The sequence below is a fragment of the Flavobacterium calami genome (genome assembly GCF_038290035.1).
GTDB classification, from domain to species: Bacteria; Bacteroidota; Bacteroidia; order Flavobacteriales; family Flavobacteriaceae; genus Flavobacterium; species Flavobacterium calami.
This window is the reverse complement of sequence record NZ_JBBYHS010000004.1, coordinates 225345-247105: the sequence shown is the minus strand read 5'-3', so window position 1 is coordinate 247105 and position 21761 is coordinate 225345. Positions and strand designations below refer to the sequence as shown.

The window sequence follows — 21761 nt, the reverse complement described above, 5'->3', positions numbered from 1 at the left end:
TCATTATTCCATTAATTAAATAATTTCTAAAGTCTTAGCTTTATTAACTAAGTCAACTAAATTGGTAACGTTTAATTTAGTCAATAGCCTTAGTTTATAAGTACTAATTGTTTTTTCGTTCAGGCTTAGAATTTTAGAAATTTCATTGTTTTTCTTTCCGTCACTTAAGTAACGTAAAACTTCAATTTCACGATTGGAAAGTTTTCTGTACAAACGTTCACTTTTACTTTGTTTAGCAATAAGTGCCATGTTTTTACGCACAGTTTCGTTAATAATAACTTTTCCTTCGTGAACCTTAATAATTGAAACACCTAATGTTTCAAGTTTTTCTGTTTTGTGCACATACCCGGAAACCCCAGCTTTAATTGCGTTAGGCGCATACATTTGCTCCGCCAGATCACTAAAAATTACAATTTTCGTTTTTGGAAAATTTTTCAGGATCGATTTTACTTCAAAAATACTTGAAAGCCCTTCTAATTCTAAATCTAATATTAGAATGTCGATTTCTTTCGTTTGAAGAATATCTCTCACCATTGAGAAATTACCTACGTTTGCAACAATTGAAATTTGGTCGTGGTCTTTAAAATATGACTTAACGCCAAAGTGAGTCACAGGGTGGTTGTCTGCTAGACATACTTTAATCATAATTTTACCTTTTTAGAATTGTTTATTTGTTTTTGGAGCAGTAAAATTAATAAATAAATTCTGTAATTAATATCAGGTAAGTGTTAAAAGTTTTATTTTAACGTTTTTGGTATTAAACATACAGGAATTTCTTCCATTTTATGTTTGTTATTTGTGTTTAAACGTTTGTAAATTTCAAAAACAGTTTTTTCTCTTCCGTGATAATCGGCTGCCGTATTTCCTGCTTCATCGGCTGTCATTGCCCACTCCAGTTCGTCATAACTGGCTCCTAACTGATCTTCATCAGTCCTGTTGTCTCCAAATAAACCATCGGTTGGTGCAGCTGTTAAAATTGAATTCGGAATTGTTAAATATTCGCCAAGAGCATACACATCAGACTTCATTAAATCAGCAATTGGACTTAAATCAACACCTCCGTCTCCATATTTAGTATAGAATCCAACACCAAAATCTTCTACTTTGTTACCGGTTCCGGCAACCAGAAGTCCATGAATTCCAGCCAGATAATATAAAGAGGTCATTCGGATCCGGGCTCGAGTATTGGCAAATGAAAGATTTACCTTTGTTTCATCATCCGTTTTTGGAACAGCAGTTTTAAAAGATTCAAAAGTTGAAGTCAAATCAGTGATTACGCTAGATACATTAGGAAAACGTTTTTTTAATTGTTCGATATGTTCTTTTCCTCTTGAAACCTGGCTTTCTGCCTGGTGAATCGGCATTTCGACACATAAAACTTGTAATCCGGTCTGGGCGCATAAAGTAGAAGTTACGGCAGAATCGACTCCGCCGGAGATTCCGACCACGAAACCGTTTACTTTAGCATTGTTAGCATAATTTTTCAGCCACTCTACAATGTGAGCATTTACTTTTTCTGTCTGTATAGTGCTTTTTTTAGCCATAATATTTCAGGTTTTAAGATGTAGGGATGTATATTTGCACAAATTTTTTTTAAGTATATGTTTACTTAAACAGCAACACAAATCTAATTAAAATAAAATGAAAATATATCGCTTTGTAGTGGTTCTGTCCCTGTTTTTTTTATCATGTGATCAAAAAACTAAAGTAGAAAAAGCTGTTGAAGAAATTCCTGTTGATGTCAGAGTAGACCGTTTTGACAAGGTTTTTTTTGAGACGAAACCGGAGAATTTAGCCCAAATTAAAAAGCAATATCCTTTATTTTTCCCTGTAGGGAATGATGATGCTGTGTGGATTCAAAAAATGCAGGAACCGGTCTGGAGAGAAGTTTATACTGAAGTTCAAAAAAAATATTCAAATTTTGAGCCTGTTCGTAAGGAGTTTAATACGCTTTTTCAGCATGTGAAATATTATTTTCCTAAAACCAAAATTCCAAAAGTCATTACGCTAATTGGAGATATGGATTATAATACCAAAGCTATTTATGCTGACAGTCTTGTTATTGTAGCGCTGGAATTGTATTTGGGTAAGGAACACAAGTTCTATCAGTTTCCAAATTATCTGAAACAGAATTTTGAAGAGAGACAGATCATGCCGGATGTTGTTTCGAGTTTTACGTATAGAAATATTCCTGCGTATGATGATAAAAATCTGGTCTCGCAAATGATTTTCGAAGGGAAACAATTGTACGCAAAGGATTTGCTTTTACCGGAATATACCGATGCGGAAAAAATTGGCTACACGCCTGAACAAATAAAATGGTGCGAAGAAAATGAAGGGTATATGTGGCGTTATTTTATTGAAAAAGAATTATTGTACAGCGATGATCCTAAGCTGACTGCGCGATTTATTGCCCCGGCTCCATTTTCTAAGTTTTATCTGGAAATTGATAATGATTCTCCTGGAAGGGTGGGTTCGTGGATTGGATGGCAGCTGGTACGTTCGTATATGAAAAATAATAGCGTAACTTTGCCGCAATTATTAAATACAAGTGCAAAAGAAATTTTTGAAAAATCAAAATACAAACCTAAGAAATAATGTCAGAGACAATAAATTCAGAAATTAAATTCAATATAGAATTAGACGAGAACCGTGTGCCGGAAAAGCTAACATGGACAGCTCAGGACGGTGGTGTCGAAAGAGAAGAAGCCAAAGCGATTATGTTGTCAATCTGGGACAGCAAAGCCAAAGAAACGATGCGTATTGATCTTTGGACAAAAGATATGCCGGTTGATGAAATGAAGATTTTTTTCCATCAGACTTTAGTTGCAATGTCAGATACGTTTAAGCGTGCAACTGATGACGAAAAAATGTCCGATACAATGAAAGATTTCTGTGATTATTTTGCAGAAAAACTAGAACTGACTAAATAAGAAAAAATTAAAACTAAAAAAAATCTCAAATCCTGGTTACAATCGGGATTTGAGATTTTTTTTCTCCTGATAGGTCGGTAAGCTTTGTTTGGGTTTTATTGAATTTTTTTTAATATCATTAATGATTTTCTTGTAACAGCCAATTATTACTACTGATGTGGGCTGGTTGGTAATACTAAGCTCTTCTTCCAGACATCCTCCGGCCGCCTGAGAATAAATTATTTCCCCTTTATTCAAGTCGTATACCTCTAAAATAACTTCAGCGTATGTCATTTGTTTTTTGTAGTAAAAATGATTTTGAAATTCAAAACTGCTAAAGTCATTTTTCGCATTTTTACATTTTATATTTACATAATAATCTGCGTCAGCTCCTTTTTTTAGTTCCAAAATGGCTGATTTTTCTAATTTCAGCGGAACTTGTTTTGTGCCTAAGTCTTTTCGTTCAGACATTGAATACTTTACTCTTCTTCCTAAGTATTTTGAAAAATCTGACATTACAAAACGTGTTAATTTTGTTTTTGTATTTTGATCAACTTCTATATCACCGATTAACCAGATACCTTTAGTAAAGTCTAAGCCATTTGCTTTGTCTGTACTGTGTAAAAAATAGTGAGTGACATTGCAGGAGGATAAGAGTGTTAAAAGTAAAAAGAAAAGAGTTTTCTTCATAAAAGAATGAAATTAATTTGGGTCAAATATAATTTAAAAAAAGATAATGCCTTAAGGTTATTCCTAAAAAAAAATAAAAATTAATTCAAAGAACCATCTGTAGCTAAAAAAAACAAACTCCTAAATTTAGAATGGAATTTGTGATTTTTTAGCTACTATTTTCTTTTTGGAAAAAATCTGTAAAATCGAAATTTAAAAACCGGAGTTGTTTTTGAAAACTTCCTGATTTACTTCGTCGATGTAAGACAAAAGATCTTCTTTTCCAATTGATTCTGTAGATGAGGTTACGAAATAATGAGGCATTTCAGCCCAATTGTTAGCATACATTTGTTTTTTATACGCGGCAATATGCGAGTCAATTTTTGTTTTACTAATTTTATCTGCTTTGGTAAAAATAATGCAAAACGGAATTTCGCTTTCTCCCATGTAAGTCATGAATTCAATGTCAATATTTTGAGCCTCATGCCGAATGTCGATTAAAACAAAAGCGCATACAAGTTGTTGTCTGTTTTCAAAATAATCAGTAATAAATTGCTGGAAAACAGATTTGGTTTTTTTGGAAACTTTTGCATATCCATAACCTGGTAAATCGACCAAAAACCAGTTGTTGTTGATTTTAAAGTGATTTATTAATTGAGTTTTCCCGGGTTTTCCTGATGTTTTTGCTAAATTTTTATGATTGGTTAGCATGTTTATCAAAGAGGATTTTCCCACATTTGATCGGCCAATAAAAGCATATTCCGGCAAAAATTCAGCTGGGCATTTTGAAGCGTCAGAATTGCTGACAATGAATTCGGCAGAAGTGATTTTCATGTGTTTTATTTTAAAATCTTCTTAAAATTAAAAACAGATACTATAAGTTTTTTTCTGTAAGCCATTTTTCAAGAACTTCGTTAAATTCCTGAGGATGCTCCATCATAGCTGCATGTCCGCATTTGTCAATCCAGTACAAAGTTGAATTAGGCAGTAATTTATGAAATTCTTCTGCAACATTAGGAGGTGTTACAGAATCATTTTTACCCCAAATGATACAGGTTTCAACTGTCATTTTTGGTAAATCTTTTGCCATATTATGACGAATGGCACTTTTGGCGATTGTTAATGTTTTAATCAGTTTTATGCGGTCGTTTGCTGTTGCGTATACTTCATCAATAAGTTCAGGAGTAGCAATTTTTGGGTCATAAAATACAGCTTCAGCTTTCTTTTTAATGTATTCATAATCGCCTCTTCTAGGGTAGCTGTCTCCCATGGCGCTTTCGTAAAGACCTGAGCTTCCTGTGATTACTAATCCTGCTACTTTTTCAGGATATAGTTTAGTGTGGTAAAGGGCAATATGTCCTCCTAAAGAATTACCTAGTAAAATTACTTTATCAAAACCTTTAAAATTGATAAAATCCTTAACGTATTTCGCAAAACTTTTGACGTTTGTTTTTAAAATACTTTGAGTGTAGATTGGCAAATCCGGGATAACAACTTTGTATCCTTTTGTTGGGAAGTATTGCGCTACACCGTCAAAGTTACTAAGACCTCCCATTAATCCGTGAAGAATTACGATAGGAGTTCCTTCACCAGCTTCAAAATAGCTGTATTTGCCCTCTTTTTTGTAGTGTTTGTCCATTTAATTTAATGCCAATTTCAATTTGGACAAATATAGGGTTTAATAAATAAAAATGAATTTTTGCTGTCATTTTTTAACTACATTATTTTAGTAGAACTTATAAGTGCTTAAAAATCAGGTTTTAATAAGTTTTTTTCTGCTTTTTACAATGTTAAAAACGTTGAGTTATAATTATTTTTTTAAGAGAAAGGCTATGTATTTTTTATAATTAACAGCAGAATCGGTTTAGAAACTGATTAATATCCAAAGTATTGATTTTTTATTGGTTAAATCGGATAGCATGAAAGTGGGTAAACTTATCAACAAAGTGGTATATAGTGGTAAAATGTGGTAATATTTTTTATATTTTTGTCCTATAACATGTTAATGTATTTTTCTTGAACACTATTGTAGGAACATATGAGTGTAAAGTAGATGCTAAAGGAAGGCTTATGATGCCTGCGCCTTTGAAAAAGCAACTGACTTCCTCCCTTCAAAACGGATTTGTTTTGAAGCGCTCTGTTTTTCAGCCGTGTTTAGAATTGTACCCAATGGAAGAGTGGAATCTGATGATGCAGAAAATCAACAAGCTCAACCGTTTTGTAAAAAAGAATAATGATTTTATCAGAAGATTTACTGCCGGGGTAAAAATTGTAGAAATTGATGCGCTGGGCAGGTTACTGGTTCCAAAGGACCTGGTTGTTTTTTCGAATATTTCGAAAGATGTGGTTTTTTCATCTGCAGTTAATATTGTAGAGATTTGGGATAAAGATTTATATGAAAAATCAATAAGCGGCGAAGATATGGATTTTGCAGATTTAGCCGAAGAAGTAATGGGAAATATTAATGACGACGATAATGGAATATCATAACCCGGTTTTGCTTCATCCTACCGTTGATGGTTTAAATATTAAGCCGGACGGTATATATGTAGATGTTACGTTTGGAGGTGGTGGCCATTCAAAAGAAATTTTGAGAAGGCTTGGATCAAACGGTAAACTGTTTGCTTTTGATCAGGATGAAGATGCGCTGGCTAATGCACTGCCGGATGAAAGATTTACCTTGATTAATGAAAATTTTAGGTTTATAAAAAGATTTCTTCGTTTTCACGGAGTAAAAAGTGTAGACGGAATTCTGGCGGATTTAGGGGTTTCGTCGCATCAGTTTGATGTTCCGGAAAGAGGTTTCTCCACCAGATTCGATGCTGAACTGGATATGCGGATGAGTCAGAAAAATGATTTAAATGCTTATCGGGTGGTTAACGAATATGAAGAACAGGATTTACGTCGTGTTTTTTTTGATTATGGGGAATTGAAAAACGCACCGGTTCTGGCAAGAACAATTGTAGAAGCGAGAAGAGATTATCCCATCAAGACAACCGATGAATTAAAGGAAGTTTTGAAGAAATATTTGCCGGAGAAAGTCCGAAATAAAATATTGGCCCAGATTTATCAGGCAATTCGAATTGAAGTGAATCAGGAAATGGATGTTTTAAAAGAATTTATTGAACAGTCCTTAGAGATTTTAAAGCCAGGCGGGAGATTTTCTGTGATTTCATATCATTCATTAGAAGACAGGCTGGTAAAAAGATTTATTAAAAACGGAATGTTTGAAGGTGAGCCAGAGCGTGATTTTTATGGAAATTTTTCAGTTCCGTTTAAAGCTATAGGAAAATTAATTGTTCCTGATGATGCTGAAATCAAAGAAAACAACAGGGCAAGGAGTGCTAAATTAAGAGTTGCCGAAAAGATATAATATATAGGTGTAATGAAAAGTGGTGTGTTTGGTATATTAAAAGCAAGATTTCTGATTAATGATGATGCGGTAAAAAACTGGCGGTTCATCGTTTTTATCATTTTGCTTGCCATAATAATGATTGCAAATACGCAGCGATACGAACAAAAGGTTTTTGAAATTGCAAAGCTGAGCAATGAAGTGAAAGAATTACGATCTGAATTTGTTGACCGGCGTTCAGAATTGATGAAATTAAAAATGGAATCAACTATCTCGGATAAAATGTTAGAAAAACAAATTTTTCCGTCGACGGTTCCTCCTGTGAAAATAGAAGTTAAAAAAGAAGAAGAAAAAAGTTTCTTTAAAAGAATATGGCAGTAGACGATAAACATATATCCTACAGAATTTACCTCGTAGCAGTTTTCATCTTTTTGATGGCAATTGCTATTGTTGTTAAATTGACCAACATTCAGTGGGTTGAGGGAGACTATTACAGAAAACTGGCAAAACAGCGTACAGTTAGGAATTTTGTAATTCCTGCCAATAAAGGAAATATTTATTCGGCAGATGGTAGTTTGCTGGCAACATCAATTCCGAATTATGAAATCCGATTCGATTCCAAAGCTCCAAAAGAAGAAAATTTCGAAAAATATATCAAACCTCTTTCGGATTCTTTGTCTTCTATTCTTGGAAGGCCAAGCGGTTATTATCAGAATGAACTAAGAAAAGCAAGAGCTAATAAAAATCGTTATTATTTGATTGCAAGAAATTTAAGTTATACCGAATATGTGCGAATTAAAGGTTTTCCATTGTTTAATTTGGGGGCTTTTAAGGGTGGAATTATCATTGAGCAGGAAACAGTGAGAAAACATCCAATCGGTAAAATTGCAGAAAGAACAATTGGTTACGACAGAATTGATCCTGCTACCGGAGTAGAGGTTGGAAAAGGAATTGAATGGGCTTTTAAAAGCTACCTGAACGGAAAAGACGGTAAGATTTTAAAGCAGAAAATAGCCAAAGGACAGTGGAAACCAATTCGTGATGTAAACGAAGTGGATCCAATTGATGGTTATGATGTGATTTCGACTATAGACGTATTTATTCAGGATATTGCACATCACGCTTTATTGAAGCAACTTCAGGATTACGGAGCAGATCACGGTTGTGTTGTCGTTATGGAAACAGAAACGGGTTATGTGAAAGCGATCTCGAATTTAGGAAGACAAGAAGACGGATCGTATATTGAAACCACAAATTACGCAGTAGCTGAGTCTCACGAACCGGGATCTACTTTTAAATTGGTTGACTTAATGGCGATTTTAGAAGACAAGGTTGCTGATACAAGTACAGTGTTTGATAGTCATGGCGGTGTAGTTAAATATTACGGAAGATCGGTACGTGATTCGCATACTGGTGGTTATGGAAAGATTTCGTTAGCTCGTGGATTTGAACTTTCGTCAAACACAGTGATGGTTCAGGCGGTTTACGATAATTATAAAAGCAATCCGTCAAAATTTGTAAATCATATCAGAAATTTTGGTTTGGATAAACCATTAGGATTACATTTTAAAGGAGAAGGAAGGCCAATTATTCCACATCCAGGAGATAAAAGCTGGTCAGGAATTTCACTTCCGTGGATGGCTTTTGGGTACTCAGTTTCAGTTACTCCGATGCAAACATTAGCATTTTACAATTCGGTAGCCAATAATGGCGTAATGGTAAGACCACAGTTTGTATCTGAAATTAAAGAATGGAACAAAACAATAAAGAAATTTGATACAGAAGTAATCAATCCAAAGGTATGTTCTCCTGAAACAATAAAAAAGTTAAAAGCAGTTTTGCTAAATGTGGTTAAAAAAGGAACGGCCTCTAAATTGTATTCGAAAGATTTTTCGATGGCAGGAAAAACAGGAACAGCTCAGATGAATTATGGAGGAAAAGATGGCAAGTCAGCATTGTATTACGCATCATCTTTTGTGGGGTATTTCCCTGCAGATCACCCGAAGTATTCCTGTATTGTAGTAGTTCATAAGCCCAATACTTCTAAAAATAATTATTACGGAGCCGATGTGGCGGGACCGGTTTTTAAAAGAATTGCCCAAAAAATATTTACAGACGCACCATCAACCAATAAAATTAAGCGATTAGATTCTTCAATTCCAAAACAGGAATACAGTTATAATAAATTTAATTCAGAATCAAATAAAAAAACAAAACTGATTCCGAATTTAAAAGGAATGCCAGGGATGGATGCGGTTGCTTTACTGGAGAATTTAGGTTTGAAAGTAAGAGTAAACGGTGTAGGAAAAGTGAAAAACCAATCGATTCAGGCGGGTCAGAATATTAATAAAAACACAACTATAGTATTAGAATTATCGTGAAAATACTAAAAGACATATTATATAAAGTAGCTATTGAATCTGTAACAGGTTCAACTGATATTGCGATTCATAAAATAGATTTTGATTCAAGAAAAATTGAAAAAAATGATGTTTTTATAGCAATTCGCGGAACCCTTTCTGATGGACATGATTATATCGAAAAAGCGATTCAGTTAGGTGCAACGGCAATTATTTGCGATAAATTGCCGGAAAATATTGTAAAAGGAATTACGTACATAAAAGTAAAAGATACCAATACTGCTTTAGCTTTTATGGCCGCCAATTATTTTGAAAATCCTTCTGAAAAATTAAAACTGGTTGGGGTGACTGGTACAAATGGTAAAACAACCATTGCATCCTTATTATTTCAATTATTTCAAAAAGCAGGTTTTAAAGTTGGTTTATTATCAACAGTAAAAATAATGGTTGATGAAACAAAATATAAAGCAACGCATACTACTCCGGATTCAATTACAATTAATCATTATTTGAATGAAATGATTGAGGCTGGCGTAACACACTGTTTTATGGAAGTGAGTTCACACGGAATTCATCAAAAAAGAACAGAAGCTTTGCATTTTGTGGGAGGGATTTTTACGAATCTTTCACACGATCATTTAGATTATCATCCAACTTTTGCGGAATACAGGGATGTAAAAAAATCGTTTTTTGATTCATTACCAAAAACGGCCTTTGCGTTATCAAACATTGATGATAAAAACGGTACTGTAATGTTACAGAATACAGTTGCAAGAAAATTTACATACGCCTTAAAAACGTATGCTGATTTTAAAGCTCAGATTTTAGAAAGCCAATTGTCTGGATTATTATTGAAAGTAAACGATAATGAAGTTTGGGTAAAACTGATAGGTACTTTTAATGCCTACAATATTTTAGCTATTTACGGTACCGCAATCGAGCTTGGGATGGATAGTCTTGAAGCGTTGCGTTTATTGTCTGATTTAGAGAGTGTTTCGGGACGTTTTCAATATATAGTTTCAGAAGGGAATATTACTGCAATAGTAGACTATGCCCATACTCCTGATGCTTTAGAGAATGTTTTGAAAACAATAGATGGCATCCGTACAAAAAACGAACAATTGATAACGGTTGTTGGCTGTGGTGGAAACAGAGATAAAGCTAAAAGACCAATTATGGCTAAAATTGCTACAGATCTTAGCGATAAAGCAATTTTGACTTCTGATAATCCAAGAAATGAAGATCCCGAAGTAATTTTGGATGAAATGGAAGAAGGTGTCGAAGCTCATAATTACAAAAAGATCCTGAGAATTACAGATAGAAAGCAGGCTATAAAAACAGCATGTCAGTTGGCTCAGTCCAATGATATTATTTTAATTGCAGGTAAAGGACACGAGACCTATCAGGAAATAAATGGTGTTCGTCATCATTTTGATGATATGGAAACAGTTAAAGAAATTTTGGAGCAACTGAGAAAATAACAATACGCAAATTTCAAATTTCAAAATCTAATTTAAGTTAGAATTTGAAATTTAATTTAAAATTAGAATTTAAAAAATAACGATATGTTATACTACTTATTTGAATATTTAGACAAAACATTAGATGTGCCAGGAGCAGGGGTTTTTCAGTACATTACCTTCAGGTCGGGTTTAGCTTTAATGCTTTCACTGCTTTTATCAACGATTTATGGTAAAAGAGTGATTAATTTTCTGCGCCGCCAGCAGGTAGGAGAAACTGTGCGAGAGCTTGGTCTTGCAGGGCAAAACGAAAAAGCAGGTACTCCGACAATGGGGGGGCTAATTATTATTTTTGCAACCTTAATACCGGTTTTGTTATTTGCGCGCTTGCATAATATTTACATCGTATTGCTTATTGTTACCACGCTTTGGATGGGTACAATTGGTTTTATTGATGATTATATTAAAATATTCAAAAAAGACAAACAAGGGTTAAAAGGAATTTTTAAAGTTATAGGTCAGGTTGGTCTGGGGATAATTGTAGGTACAGTTCTTTATTTTAATCCTGCTGTAACTGTGAGGACAGACACAGGAAGAACAGATGTTTTTAGATCAGAGACGAGTACTACCGTAGTCTTACCGGCTCCGGTTGAGGAAAAATCTACTGCAACTACAATTCCTTTTGTTAAAAATAATGAATTTGATTATGCAGAAGTATTATCGTTTATGGGTGAAGGATATGAAAAATGGGCATGGTTAGTATTTATACCAGTTGTGATTTTTATTATCACAGCGGTTTCAAATGGAGCTAATTTAACAGACGGAATTGATGGCCTCGCTGCTGGTACCTCGGCAATTTCTGTCCTTGCGCTCGGTATATTTACGTTTGTTTCCGGAAATATCATTTTTTCAAATTATCTAAATATTATGTATATACCCAATTCGGGTGAAATGACCGTCTTTATTTCGGCATTTGTTGGTGCTTTGATTGGGTTCCTTTGGTATAACTCTTTTCCCGCATCTGTATTTATGGGAGATACAGGAAGTTTGACGATCGGAGGAATTATTGCTGTTCTTGCAATTGCAGTCAGAAAGGAAATATTGATTGTTTTGTTTTGTGGAATTTTTCTAGCAGAAAGTGCATCGGTTATTATTCAGGTAAGTTATTTTAAATATACAAAGAAACGTTTTGGAGAAGGCAGAAGAATTTTCTTAATGTCTCCTTTACATCATCATTATCAGAAAAAGGGTTATCATGAAAGTAAAATTGTAACCCGATTCTGGATTGTAGCCATCATGTTAGCCATATTATCAATTGTTACTTTAAAGTTGAGATAGATGAGGCTGGTAGTGTTAGGTGGAGGAGAAAGCGGTGTAGGTACCGCTATTCTTGGAAAGAAAAAAGGATACGATGTTTTTGTATCCGATTTTGGAAAGATAAAGGAGAGTTACAAAGAAGTTCTTATCATTAATAAAATTGCCTGGGAAGAAGAACAGCACACAGAAGATTTGATTCTGAATGCTGATGTAGTAATGAAAAGCCCCGGAATTCCAGAAAAGTCACCGATTGTTAAAAAGCTTTTTGCAGCTGGAATTAAAGTGATTTCTGAAATTGAGTTTGCGAAACCTTTTACAGAGGCAATGACAATCGGGATTACCGGAAGCAATGGTAAAACAACCACAACAATGCTCACGTATCATTTACTAAAATCAGCTGGTCTGAACGTAGGTTTGGGGGGTAACATCGGAAAGAGTTTTGCCTGGCAGGTAGCCGAAAATAAATACGATGCATATGTTCTTGAATTAAGCAGTTTTCAGTTAGATGGAATAATAGATTACAGACCTGATATTGCGATCATAACCAATATTAGTCCGGATCATTTAGACCGGTACGAATATAAATATGAAAATTATATCAATTCAAAGTTCAGAATAACGATGAACCAGACAGAAAGCGATTATCTCATTTACGATGCAGATGACGAGGCAAGTACAGAATGGTTAAAGAATAATAAGACAAAAGCACAATTAATTCCTTTTTCATTGACTAAAAAATTAGATGAAGGGGCTTCTATAAATAACAATAAAATGGAAATAAAGATCAACCAGGAAGAGTTTACAATGGAAACAGAACACATTGCGTTAGAAGGAAAACATAATATGAAAAATGCAATGGCAGCAAGCTCTGTAGCAAAATTGATGCAAATTAGAAATGCAACAATACGTGAAAGTTTATCTAATTTTCAAGGTGTTGAACACCGTTTAGAAAAAGTACTTAAAATTCAGAATGTACAATACATTAACGATTCTAAAGCAACAAATGTAAATGCAGCATTTTTTGCTTTGGACAGTATGAATGTTCCAACAGTGTGGATTGTCGGAGGGGTTGATAAAGGAAACGATTACAATGAGCTGATGCCTTTGGTGCGTGAAAAAGTAAAAGCAATTATCTGTTTAGGAATTGATAATCATAAAATCATTGAAGCATTTGGTAATGTTGTTGATATAATGGTTGAAGTGAATAATATGAATGATGCGGTAAAAACTGCTCAGAGATTGACAGAAAAAGGAGATGCTGTTTTATTGTCGCCGGCCTGTGCTAGTTTCGATTTATTCGAAAACTACGAAGATCGTGGTAAACAATTCAAGCAAGCGGTTCATAATTTATAAAATTATTTAAAGTTTCAGGTTCTATGCCTGAAATCTGAAACAAAACACTATGAAAGAGCTGGTAAACAAATTAAAAGGAGATAGGGTAATATGGTCATTCGTGGCTTTGTTAGCGCTGTTTTCGTTTATGCCTGTTTTTAGTGCGAGTAGTAATCTGGCTTATATCGGGCATGGTACAGGGAATACGCTTGGTTATTTGGTGAAACATTTGGCGCACATTTGTATCGGTTTTATGATTATTTATTGGGTTCATAAAGTTCCGTATCACTATTTCAGGGCTATTTCAAAAATTGCACTGCCTGTTGTTTGGGTTTTACTGCTTTATACATTGTTGAAAGGAACAGTTATCGCGGGGGCAAATGCGAGTCGTTGGATTCAGGTGCCATTTATTGGGATTACATTTCAGACTTCAACTTTGGCGGCTATTGTTTTGTTTGTGTTTGTAGCACGTTATTTGTCAAAAACCAAACAAGAAAATGAACCTTTTCAAGTATCACTTGTACAGCTTTGGATTCCGGTATTTATAACATTGGCGCTTATTCTTCCAGCAAATTTTTCGACTACAGCATTGATTTTTGCAATGATATTGACGCAAACATTCATTGGAAAATATCCTTTAAAACATATTGGGATTATTATAGGTTCTGGAATTGCTATGTTGGCATTTTTCCTTTTAGTTGCTAAAGCTTTTCCTGATTCAAGATTTTTTAGTAGGGTTTCAACCTGGGAAAGCCGTATAATGAATTTTACAACCGATAAGCCTGATGAAGATGATTATCAGATTGAGAAAGCAAAAATTGCCATCGCATCTGGTAAATTAGGCGGCTTAGGGCCTGGAAAAAGTGTTCAGAAAAACTTTTTGCCACAATCTTCTTCTGATTTTATTTATGCCATTATTGTTGAGGAATATGGATTAGTAGGCGGAGTAGCAATATTAATTTTGTATTTATTACTACTGTTCCGATTTGTAATAGCATCACATAAAGCAAGTACATTATTTGGCAAATTAGTAGTCGTCGGACTGGGGTTTCCAATGATATTTCAGGCAATGATCAATATGGCTGTTGCAGTTGAATTATTACCTGTAACAGGACAGACATTACCGCTAATAAGTTCAGGAGGAAGTTCAATTTGGATGACATGCCTTGGTCTGGGAATTATTATAAGTGTGACTAAAAAAGAAGAAGAAATAGCTGAAGAAAGAGAGGAAAAAGAGAGACGCAAAGAGGCGCTTCAGAGGTTAATTGATAAAGAACTTGCTGAAGAAGATTTGCCAGCTAGTGGAGTATATGAAGAGGAAGGGATGTATTCGATTCAGGATAATTCCAAAAATCCAATGAATGCAGTTTTAAATAAATAATCAAGGGCAGAATAGTTTAATTGATAGCTATTATAAAATATGACAAAGTATAAATTCATACTAAGTGGCGGTGGAACAGGAGGGCATATTTATCCTGCGATTGCGATTGCAAATGAGTTAAAATTACAATTTCCTGATGCTGAATTTCTTTTTGTTGGAGCCAAAGATAAAATGGAAATGCAAAAAGTGCCTCAGGCAGGTTATGAAATAAAAGGGCTTTGGATAGCCGGATTGCAGCGTAAGCTCACTCTGCAAAACATGATGTTTCCTTTAAAATTAGTATCAAGTTTGTTAGAGTCAAAGAGAATCATCAGGCAATTTAAGCCAAATGTAGTCATAGGTACAGGTGGTTTTGCAAGCGGTCCTTTATTGCAGGCAGCTGGATCAGCAGGAATTCCAACGGTTATTCAGGAACAGAATTCATTTCCGGGAATTACCAATAAATTATTGAGTAAAAAGGCGAACGCTATTTGTGTTGCTTACGAAAATTTAGAAAGATTTTTTCCAAAAGAGAAAATGATTTTGACAGGAAATCCAGTTCGTCAGGATTTAATTGATATTGAAGCCAAACGTGATGAAGCTATTACTTTTTACGGTTTAGATTCTAATAAAAAAACTTTGTTGGTTTTAGGAGGCAGTTTAGGTGCAAGAAGAATAAATCAATTAATTGAAAAAGAATTGCAAAATTTTCTCTCTCAGGATGTGCAAATTATTTGGCAATGCGGAAAATTATATTTTGAAGATTACAAAAAATACAATCAGCCCAATGTTAAAGTCGTTGATTTTATTGAAAGAATGGATTTTGTTTACGCAGCTGCCGATGTGATTATTTCCAGAGCTGGTGCTTCATCTGTTTCGGAATTGTGTATTGTGGGAAAACCGGTAATTTTTATTCCTTCGCCAAATGTAGCAGAAGATCATCAGACAAAAAATGCTCAGGCGATTGTTGAGGCTAAAGGTGCAATTTTATTGCGAGAATCCGAGTTGGAAAGCGAGTTTAGTATTGTTTTTGAAGCGCTTTTAAAAGATGAAGGAAAACAAATACAACTAAGCGATAATATTAAAAAATTGGCAAAACCAAAAGCAACGCAAGATATTGTTGCTCAAATAAAAAAGTTGTTATAATATAACTTTTGAGGATAATTATAAAACACATTATAAAATTTAGAACGCTATTTTTAAGCGTTTTGAGTTATTAAAATAATAAAGGTATAAAGGCTTAATTACTAGTTTTTTACAACAGTAAAATAGCTCAAAATATAAATCAAAATGAATTTAAATCAGATACAAAACGTTTATTTTATTGGTATCGGCGGCATCGGAATGAGTGCTTTGGCTCGTTATTTCAAATATATTGGAAAAAAGGTCTCAGGTTATGATAAGACGCCATCAATGCTGACAAATGAATTAATCGAAAGCGGAATTGATATTCATTTTGAAGATAATATTGGTTTAATTCCGAAAGATTATTATGTTGAAAATACACTGGTGATTTTTACACCTGCAGTACCAAAATCACATTCGGAATGGAATTATTTCATAGAAAGAAATTACGAGATTAAAAAGCGTGCAGAAGTTTTGGGAATTATTACCAAAGATACTTTTAGCTTTGCCGTTGCAGGAACACATGGGAAAACAACTACTTCCAGTATTTTAGGACATATTTTGTATGAAAGTGGTGCAGATGTTACTGCATTTGTGGGCGGAATTGTAGAGAATTATAATTCAAATTTAATTGGAAACGGAAAAACTGTTACAGTTGTGGAGGCAGATGAATTTGACCGTTCGTTTTTACATTTGCATCCGGATATTGCCTGCGTAACCTCTATGGATGCGGATCATCTGGACATTTACGGAACCAGTGATGCAATTGAAGCTTCATTTGTAGAATTTGCTTCTAAAGTTGAAGACAGAAATAAATTGTTTATTACAAAAGAACTGCCTCTGGATGGTATACAGTGCGGGATTAATGAAGAGGCTGTGTACAAGGCATATAATGTTAGAATTGAAGATGGTAGTTATGTTTTTGATGTTCAGACGCCATCAGAAATTATGAAAGATTTGCGTTTTGGATTGCCGGGCAAACATAATTTAATGAATGCACTAATGGCTATTGCAATGTCCAAAACTTATGGAACATCAACAGATTCTATTGCAAAAGCACTTGCTTCCTTTAACGGGATAAGAAGACGTTTTTCTTATCAGATTAAATCTGAAAACTTAGTTTATATAGATGATTATGCGCATCATCCAACAGAAATAAATGCTGTTCATCAGGCAGTTAGGGAGTTGTATCCTGGACGAAAAGTTTTGGCAGTTTTTCAGCCTCATCTTTTCAGTAGAACAAGAGATTTTATTGATGGATTTGCTGAAAGTCTTTCGCGTTTTGATGAAGTTTTTCTGATGGATATTTATCCTGCAAGAGAGCTTCCAATGGAAGGAGTAACTTCTGAATGGTTATTAGGTAAAATGACTAATCCGAACAAAAAAATTGTTGCAAAAGAAGAATTATTGACAGAAATCAAAACCAGTGATGCGCCAGTAATTGTAACAATAGGAGCTGGTGATATTGGAGAAATGGTGCCATCAATCAAAAAGGTTTTAAATGAAAATATTTAATTGGACAAATATCAGATTAGTATTCATTTTTGGGCTTGTTCTTTTTCTATATTCGTTTGCTCAGCATCGAAATGGAGATAGAAAACTGAAGAAATCGGAGGTCGTTTTTGTAGGGGAAAATAAGCTTTTTATTAACCCGGAAACGGTTAATAAATTGTTGATAGAAAATAATGGAGACGCTTCCAGTATTAGAAAAGATGAGTTAGATTTGAATAAAATAGAGAAAACGATTAACAGACAGGACATGATTGAAGGTTCTGATGTTTTTGTAAGTATTGATGGAGTTCTAAAAGCGGTAGTAAAACAAAAGACACCAATAGCAAGAGTTTACGATGGTGGTCAGTCTTTTTATATTGACTATGAGGGGGATAAAATGCCCTTGTCAGACAATTTTACAGCGCGGGTTCCTCTTGTTTCGGGGGCAATTAATAGAAAAAATAACGAAGATTTAGCTGCTTTATTTCGCACAATTTATGACGATGCGTTTTTGAAAAAAAACATCATTGCAATACAAATTATGCCTAATGGCAGCCTAAAAATGTTTAATCGAAACTATGATTACTTCATAGATTTTGGAAGAACGATAAATGTTGACAGGAAAATTAGAAACTATAAAGCCTTTTTTCAAAAAGCAGTTTTAGATAGTTCGTTATACAAATACAAAAAAATTGACCTTAGGTTTACGGAACAAGTAGTTTGCACAAAATAATAGAAAATGGAAAAAGATAACATTGCAGTAGGTCTAGATATTGGAACGACAAAAATAGTTGCCATGATAGGCAAAAAAAATGAGTATGGCAAGTTGGAAATTTTGGGTATTGGTAAATCCAAAAGTCTGGGTGTTGCGAGAGGAGTGGTAAATAATATTACGCAAACTATTCAGTCAATTCAGCAGGCTATTCTTGAAGCCGAAAATAATTCAGGTTACAAAATCAAAGATGTGGTTGTGGGTATCGCAGGACAACACATCAGAAGTATACAGCATACAGATTATATCAGCCGTAATAATCCGGAGGAAGTAATTGGAGAAAAAGACATTCAGCTTTTGATTGACCAGGTAAATAAACTGGCGATGTTGCCGGGTGAAGAGATTATTCATGTTTTGCCACAAGAATTTAAAATCGACGGACAGTCTGAAATTAAAGAGCCAATCGGAATGTACGGTGGAAGATTAGAATCAAGTTTTCACGTTGTAGTGGGGCAGGCATCTTCAATCAGAAACGTGGGAAGATGTATTCAGAGTTCAGGAATTGAGCTTTCAGGATTGACATTAGAACCATTAGCTTCAGCAGATGCTGTTTTGAGTCAGGAAGAAAAAGAAGCAGGTGTTGCATTAATCGATATAGGTGGCGGGACAACAGATTTGGCCATTTTTAAAGACGGAATTATTCGTCACACAGCTGTAATTCCTTTTGGAGGAAATGTGATTACAGATGATATCAAAGAAGGCTGTTCAATTATCGAAAAACAAGCTGAGCTGTTAAAAATAAAATTCGGATCGGCCTGGCCGGGAGAAAATAAGGATAACGAAATAGTTTCTATTCCTGGTTTAAGAGGAAGAGAACCAAAAGAAATTTCACTAAAGAACTTATCTAAAATTATTCATGCCCGAGTAGTAGAAATTGTAGAGCAGGTTTTCGCAGAAATTAAAGCGTATGGACACGAAGATCCTCGTAAAAAATTAATTGCAGGAATTGTTCTTACAGGTGGTGGCGCTCAACTAAAACATATTAAACAATTAGTAGAGTATATTACAGGTATGGATACCAGAATCGGATATCCAAACGAACATTTAGCAGGAAATTCCAGTGAAGAAATTTCTAGTCCATTGTTTGCAACCGCTGTTGGTTTAGTGATGAATAGTATTGAAAATAGCACACAGAGTGCTGTGAGAAAGGAAGTTGTAAATGAACAGCCAAAAGTAGTATACAGAAATGTACCACCGCCCGTTCAACAGCGATACGAAGTAGAGGAAAACTACGTTGAAAGAGTAGAAACTATTGAAGAGTCTAGAGATACCAGAACAAACAAGGTTGAAGCAGAATCTACAGAAACCAAAATAAGGAGATCATTTTTTGACAGATACGTCGATAAAATCAAAGATTTTTTAGACAACGCTGAATAAATATAAGCCGAATAGAGATAAAAGAGAAAAGGATTACTTTTTGCCCCAAGTCAAGAAGTAAAAAATGTACTAAATAAGAATTAAAAACCAAAAAGATGATGAGCAACTCAGAATTTGGAAGCATTTCATTTGATTTGCCAAAAAACCAGTCAAATGTAATAAAAGTTATAGGTGTAGGTGGAGGTGGTAGTAATGCTATCAACCACATGTTTAAACAAGGTATTAAAGGGGTAGATTTTATTGTCTGTAATACCGACTCGCAGGCGCTGCAAAATAGCGCAGTTCCTAATAAGATTCAGTTAGGTGTAAATTTAACAGAAGGTCTTGGGGCTGGTGCAAATCCAGACATAGGGCAACAGTCTGCTATTGAGAGTATAGCTGATATCGAAAAAATGTTAGATCGTGGCACTAAGATGGTCTTTATTACCGCTGGTATGGGTGGTGGTACAGGTACAGGTGCTGCTCCGGTTATTGCACAATTAGCCAAAGAAAGAGAGATACTAACAGTGGGTATCGTGACCATTCCATTTCAGTTCGAAGGAAAAGTACGTCAGGAACAAGCACTTTTAGGAATAGAAAAATTACGTAAACAGGTTGACTCTTTAATTGTAATTAATAATAATAAATTAAGGGAAGTATACGGAAATCTTGGTTTTAAAGCCGGATTTTCTAAAGCAGATGAAGTTTTGGCTACTGCCTCAAGAGGTATTGCTGAAGTAATTACACACCACTATACTCAAAATATCGATTTACGTGATGCCAGAACTGTTTTGGCAAATAGCGGGACAGCGATTATGGGATCTGCAGTTTCTGAAGGTTCAAACAGAGCAAAAGATGCTATTGTGTCTGCGCTGGATTCACCATTGTTAAATGATAATAAAATTACAGGAGCCAAAAACGTATTGTTGCTTATCGTTTCCGGATCCGATGAAATAACGCTTGATGAAATTGGAGAAATCAATGATCATATTCAGGCAGAAGCAGGTTACAATGCTAATATTATCATGGGAGTTGGGGAAGATGAAACTCTTGGAGAAGCTATTGCGGTAACGATTATTGCTACTGGTTTTGATGTAGAACAGCAAAATGAAATTGTTAATACAGAACCTAAAAAAATCATTCATACATTAGAGGATGAACAGAAAAGTGTTCATAATTTAACCAACAGACCAATTGCTTCTTTTGACTTAAATGCTGAAACACCTACTGCAAAATCTGAAGAAAAAATTGTCTTTGATTTGATGGAAGATACTGTTGCTCCAGTTCAGGCTCCGGTTGCTCATGTGCCTGTACCGACAATTAATCAGGAAGAATTAGTAGTGATGTCAGAGTTTATTAAAAACCTTGATGTGACTTTTGAAATTGTTTCACCAATTACTGATATCGATTTTACTGTTACAGCTCCGCAAACTCAATCTTTTGAGGAGACAAGACAAGTCCAGCAAAAAACTTTTGAAGAACAAACGACTTTTTCATTTGATCTGCCTCTTTTTAAAGCTGAGCCTCAGGTGAGAAAAGAACCAGTTGTTGAGGATAATAAAATTTTATTCGAATTGACAAATGATACCCGTAATATAAAAGTAAATGAACCGGTTTCATTTGTACCGGTAACAGAACTTTCGGAGAACGGAATCATCAAATATTCATTAGAAGAATATATGGAGGTTGAAAATGATCTGGTTGCGTCAAAACCTGTTGAAAAAGTAGTAGAGGAAACCGTTCCGGAGGAATTGAATATTACTTTGAAACAAAGAGTGGATTTTGCAAGTCAGTCTGATTTTACAACTACTTCTGAAGTTTCTCCTATGGAATTGACAATTGAAGAAACATTGCGTTTGAGAGCTGAGGAAAGAAGAAAGAAACTAAAAGAGTTTAATTATAAATTCCATAATAATGTTTCCAGAATCGATGAATTGGAAAAAGAACCAGCTTACAAAAGATTAGGTATTGATTTGTCGAATTCTCAATCAAATAACACGAATTCAAGAATTTCAGTTGGTACAGACAGTAATAATGATTTACAACTGAGATCAAACAATTCATTTCTGCACGATAACGTAGATTAGTTTTAAAAATCATAATATTTGGATAACCCGAAATTGGATTTAATTTTCGGGTTATTTTTTTTATCTTCGCACAGAATTTAGAATTTGATTTCCATTAATTGGTTTTTTTGGAATTAATCGTTTTGCTTTTGGTAGAAAAAAACAAAATGTTCTTAATAATATCAATAC

Annotated in this window: 20 protein-coding genes; 15 read left to right on the top strand and 5 right to left on the bottom strand. The window is 34.4% G+C overall.

All coding sequences use genetic code 11. The features are described 5' to 3' along the window. Positions 1-15: 15 nt before the first annotated feature. Together AAEO57_RS05290 and nadE are read right to left on the bottom strand one after the other, a co-directional pair. The gene (locus tag AAEO57_RS05290; RefSeq protein ID WP_163408623.1) at positions 16-645 is read right to left on the bottom strand and encodes a response regulator transcription factor; all 630 of its coding nucleotides are present in this window, start codon (positions 643-645) and stop codon (positions 16-18) included. Between the two features lie 92 nt (positions 646-737). Continuing rightward, on the bottom strand, positions 738-1544 hold the full coding sequence (gene nadE, locus AAEO57_RS05285; protein WP_341690249.1) for an NAD(+) synthase: 807 nt from the start codon (positions 1542-1544) through the stop codon (positions 738-740). A gap of 97 nt (positions 1545-1641) precedes the next feature. Between nadE and gldB the strand changes: the two genes are divergently transcribed. Beyond that, positions 1642-2598 carry a gliding motility lipoprotein GldB gene (gldB, locus tag AAEO57_RS05280; RefSeq protein ID WP_341690247.1) on the top strand — a complete coding sequence of 319 codons (957 nt, stop codon included), beginning with the start codon at positions 1642-1644 and terminating at the stop codon, positions 2596-2598. Continuing rightward, positions 2598-2933: a gliding motility protein GldC gene (gldC, locus tag AAEO57_RS05275; protein ID WP_341690245.1), complete on the top strand. Its 336-nt coding sequence runs from the start codon at positions 2598-2600 to the stop codon at positions 2931-2933. The genes gldB and gldC overlap by 1 nt, the downstream gene beginning before the upstream one ends. Positions 2934-2969: 36 nt before the next feature. On the opposite strand, the gene AAEO57_RS05270 is transcribed toward gldC, so the two are convergent. The 3 genes from AAEO57_RS05270 to AAEO57_RS05260 form a co-directional block, all read right to left on the bottom strand. Next, positions 2970-3602 (bottom strand): hypothetical protein, encoded by a 633-nt coding sequence (locus AAEO57_RS05270; RefSeq protein ID WP_341690243.1) that lies wholly within the window; start codon positions 3600-3602, stop codon positions 2970-2972. A gap of 192 nt (positions 3603-3794) precedes the next feature. Beyond that, a complete protein-coding gene (yihA, locus tag AAEO57_RS05265) occupies positions 3795-4415 on the bottom strand; it encodes a ribosome biogenesis GTP-binding protein YihA/YsxC (RefSeq protein WP_341690240.1) in 621 nt (206 codons plus the stop codon). A gap of 40 nt (positions 4416-4455) precedes the next feature. Continuing rightward, positions 4456-5220 carry an alpha/beta fold hydrolase gene (locus AAEO57_RS05260; protein WP_341690238.1) on the bottom strand — a complete coding sequence of 255 codons (765 nt, stop codon included), beginning with the start codon at positions 5218-5220 and terminating at the stop codon, positions 4456-4458. Positions 5221-5597: 377 nt separating this feature from the next. On the opposite strand from AAEO57_RS05260, the gene AAEO57_RS05255 reads away from it, so the two are divergent. The 13 genes from AAEO57_RS05255 to ftsZ all read left to right on the top strand — a co-directional run bounded on the left by AAEO57_RS05255 (position 5598) and on the right by ftsZ (position 21593). Next, complete coding sequence (locus tag AAEO57_RS05255) at positions 5598-6071, top strand: division/cell wall cluster transcriptional repressor MraZ (RefSeq protein WP_341690236.1); 474 nt, start codon at positions 5598-5600, stop codon at positions 6069-6071. Then, the gene (gene rsmH, locus AAEO57_RS05250) at positions 6046-6954 is read left to right on the top strand and encodes a 16S rRNA (cytosine(1402)-N(4))-methyltransferase RsmH (RefSeq protein WP_341690234.1); all 909 of its coding nucleotides are present in this window, start codon (positions 6046-6048) and stop codon (positions 6952-6954) included. The genes AAEO57_RS05255 and rsmH overlap by 26 nt, the downstream gene beginning before the upstream one ends. A 12-nt stretch (positions 6955-6966) precedes the next feature. Further along, a complete protein-coding gene (locus AAEO57_RS05245) occupies positions 6967-7314 on the top strand; it encodes an FtsL-like putative cell division protein (RefSeq protein WP_341690232.1) in 348 nt (115 codons plus the stop codon). After that, positions 7305-9314 carry a penicillin-binding protein gene (locus tag AAEO57_RS05240; RefSeq protein WP_341690230.1) on the top strand — a complete coding sequence of 670 codons (2010 nt, stop codon included), beginning with the start codon at positions 7305-7307 and terminating at the stop codon, positions 9312-9314. The genes AAEO57_RS05245 and AAEO57_RS05240 overlap by 10 nt, the downstream gene beginning before the upstream one ends. Beyond that, positions 9311-10774, top strand: coding sequence for a UDP-N-acetylmuramoyl-L-alanyl-D-glutamate--2,6-diaminopimelate ligase (locus tag AAEO57_RS05235; protein ID WP_341690228.1), 1464 nt, complete (start codon positions 9311-9313; stop codon positions 10772-10774). The genes AAEO57_RS05240 and AAEO57_RS05235 overlap by 4 nt, the downstream gene beginning before the upstream one ends. An 84-nt stretch (positions 10775-10858) precedes the next feature. Continuing rightward, the gene (gene mraY, locus AAEO57_RS05230; RefSeq protein WP_341690226.1) at positions 10859-12091 is read left to right on the top strand and encodes a phospho-N-acetylmuramoyl-pentapeptide-transferase; all 1233 of its coding nucleotides are present in this window, start codon (positions 10859-10861) and stop codon (positions 12089-12091) included. Beyond that, positions 12092-13423 (top strand): UDP-N-acetylmuramoyl-L-alanine--D-glutamate ligase, encoded by a 1332-nt coding sequence (murD, locus tag AAEO57_RS05225; protein WP_341690224.1) that lies wholly within the window; start codon positions 12092-12094, stop codon positions 13421-13423. A gap of 49 nt (positions 13424-13472) precedes the next feature. Beyond that, on the top strand, positions 13473-14783 hold the full coding sequence (locus AAEO57_RS05220; RefSeq protein WP_341690222.1) for an FtsW/RodA/SpoVE family cell cycle protein: 1311 nt from the start codon (positions 13473-13475) through the stop codon (positions 14781-14783). Between the two features lie 39 nt (positions 14784-14822). Next, entirely contained in the window at positions 14823-15908 is a 1086-nt protein-coding gene (gene murG / locus AAEO57_RS05215) for an undecaprenyldiphospho-muramoylpentapeptide beta-N-acetylglucosaminyltransferase (protein ID WP_341690220.1), read from the top strand. Between the two features lie 144 nt (positions 15909-16052). Beyond that, the gene (murC, locus tag AAEO57_RS05210; protein ID WP_341690218.1) at positions 16053-17402 is read left to right on the top strand and encodes a UDP-N-acetylmuramate--L-alanine ligase; all 1350 of its coding nucleotides are present in this window, start codon (positions 16053-16055) and stop codon (positions 17400-17402) included. Then, positions 17389-18111, top strand: a complete 723-nt coding sequence (locus tag AAEO57_RS05205) for a cell division protein FtsQ/DivIB (protein ID WP_341690216.1) — start codon at positions 17389-17391, stop codon at positions 18109-18111. Before murC ends, AAEO57_RS05205 begins: the two co-directional genes overlap by 14 nt. Before the next feature lie 6 nt (positions 18112-18117). Beyond that, positions 18118-19527, top strand: coding sequence for a cell division protein FtsA (gene ftsA / locus AAEO57_RS05200; protein WP_341690214.1), 1410 nt, complete (start codon positions 18118-18120; stop codon positions 19525-19527). A gap of 95 nt (positions 19528-19622) precedes the next feature. Then, on the top strand, positions 19623-21593 hold the full coding sequence (ftsZ, locus tag AAEO57_RS05195) for a cell division protein FtsZ (protein WP_341690212.1): 1971 nt from the start codon (positions 19623-19625) through the stop codon (positions 21591-21593). Positions 21594-21761: the final 168 nt, after the last annotated feature.

Excerpts from the sequence above, each read along its gene's own strand:
- AAEO57_RS05290 (WP_163408623.1), bottom strand. The coding sequence starts at position 645 with ATGATTAAAGTATGTCTAGCAGACAACCACCCTGTGACTCACTTTGGC.
- nadE (WP_341690249.1), bottom strand. The coding sequence starts at position 1,544 with ATGGCTAAAAAAAGCACTATACAGACAGAAAAAGTAAATGCTCACATT.
- gldB (WP_341690247.1), top strand. The coding sequence starts at position 1,642 with ATGAAAATATATCGCTTTGTAGTGGTTCTGTCCCTGTTTTTTTTATCA.
- gldC (WP_341690245.1), top strand. The coding sequence starts at position 2,598 with ATGTCAGAGACAATAAATTCAGAAATTAAATTCAATATAGAATTAGAC.
- AAEO57_RS05270 (WP_341690243.1), bottom strand. The coding sequence starts at position 3,602 with ATGAAGAAAACTCTTTTCTTTTTACTTTTAACACTCTTATCCTCCTGC.
- yihA (WP_341690240.1), bottom strand. The coding sequence starts at position 4,415 with ATGAAAATCACTTCTGCCGAATTCATTGTCAGCAATTCTGACGCTTCA.
- AAEO57_RS05260 (WP_341690238.1), bottom strand. The coding sequence starts at position 5,220 with ATGGACAAACACTACAAAAAAGAGGGCAAATACAGCTATTTTGAAGCT.
- rsmH (WP_341690234.1), top strand. The coding sequence starts at position 6,046 with ATGACGACGATAATGGAATATCATAACCCGGTTTTGCTTCATCCTACC.
- AAEO57_RS05245 (WP_341690232.1), top strand. The coding sequence starts at position 6,967 with ATGAAAAGTGGTGTGTTTGGTATATTAAAAGCAAGATTTCTGATTAAT.
- AAEO57_RS05240 (WP_341690230.1), top strand. The coding sequence starts at position 7,305 with ATGGCAGTAGACGATAAACATATATCCTACAGAATTTACCTCGTAGCA.
- mraY (WP_341690226.1), top strand. The coding sequence starts at position 10,859 with ATGTTATACTACTTATTTGAATATTTAGACAAAACATTAGATGTGCCA.
- murD (WP_341690224.1), top strand. The coding sequence starts at position 12,092 with ATGAGGCTGGTAGTGTTAGGTGGAGGAGAAAGCGGTGTAGGTACCGCT.
- AAEO57_RS05220 (WP_341690222.1), top strand. The coding sequence starts at position 13,473 with ATGAAAGAGCTGGTAAACAAATTAAAAGGAGATAGGGTAATATGGTCA.
- murG (WP_341690220.1), top strand. The coding sequence starts at position 14,823 with ATGACAAAGTATAAATTCATACTAAGTGGCGGTGGAACAGGAGGGCAT.
- murC (WP_341690218.1), top strand. The coding sequence starts at position 16,053 with ATGAATTTAAATCAGATACAAAACGTTTATTTTATTGGTATCGGCGGC.
- AAEO57_RS05205 (WP_341690216.1), top strand. The coding sequence starts at position 17,389 with ATGAAAATATTTAATTGGACAAATATCAGATTAGTATTCATTTTTGGG.
- ftsA (WP_341690214.1), top strand. The coding sequence starts at position 18,118 with ATGGAAAAAGATAACATTGCAGTAGGTCTAGATATTGGAACGACAAAA.
- ftsZ (WP_341690212.1), top strand. The coding sequence starts at position 19,623 with ATGATGAGCAACTCAGAATTTGGAAGCATTTCATTTGATTTGCCAAAA.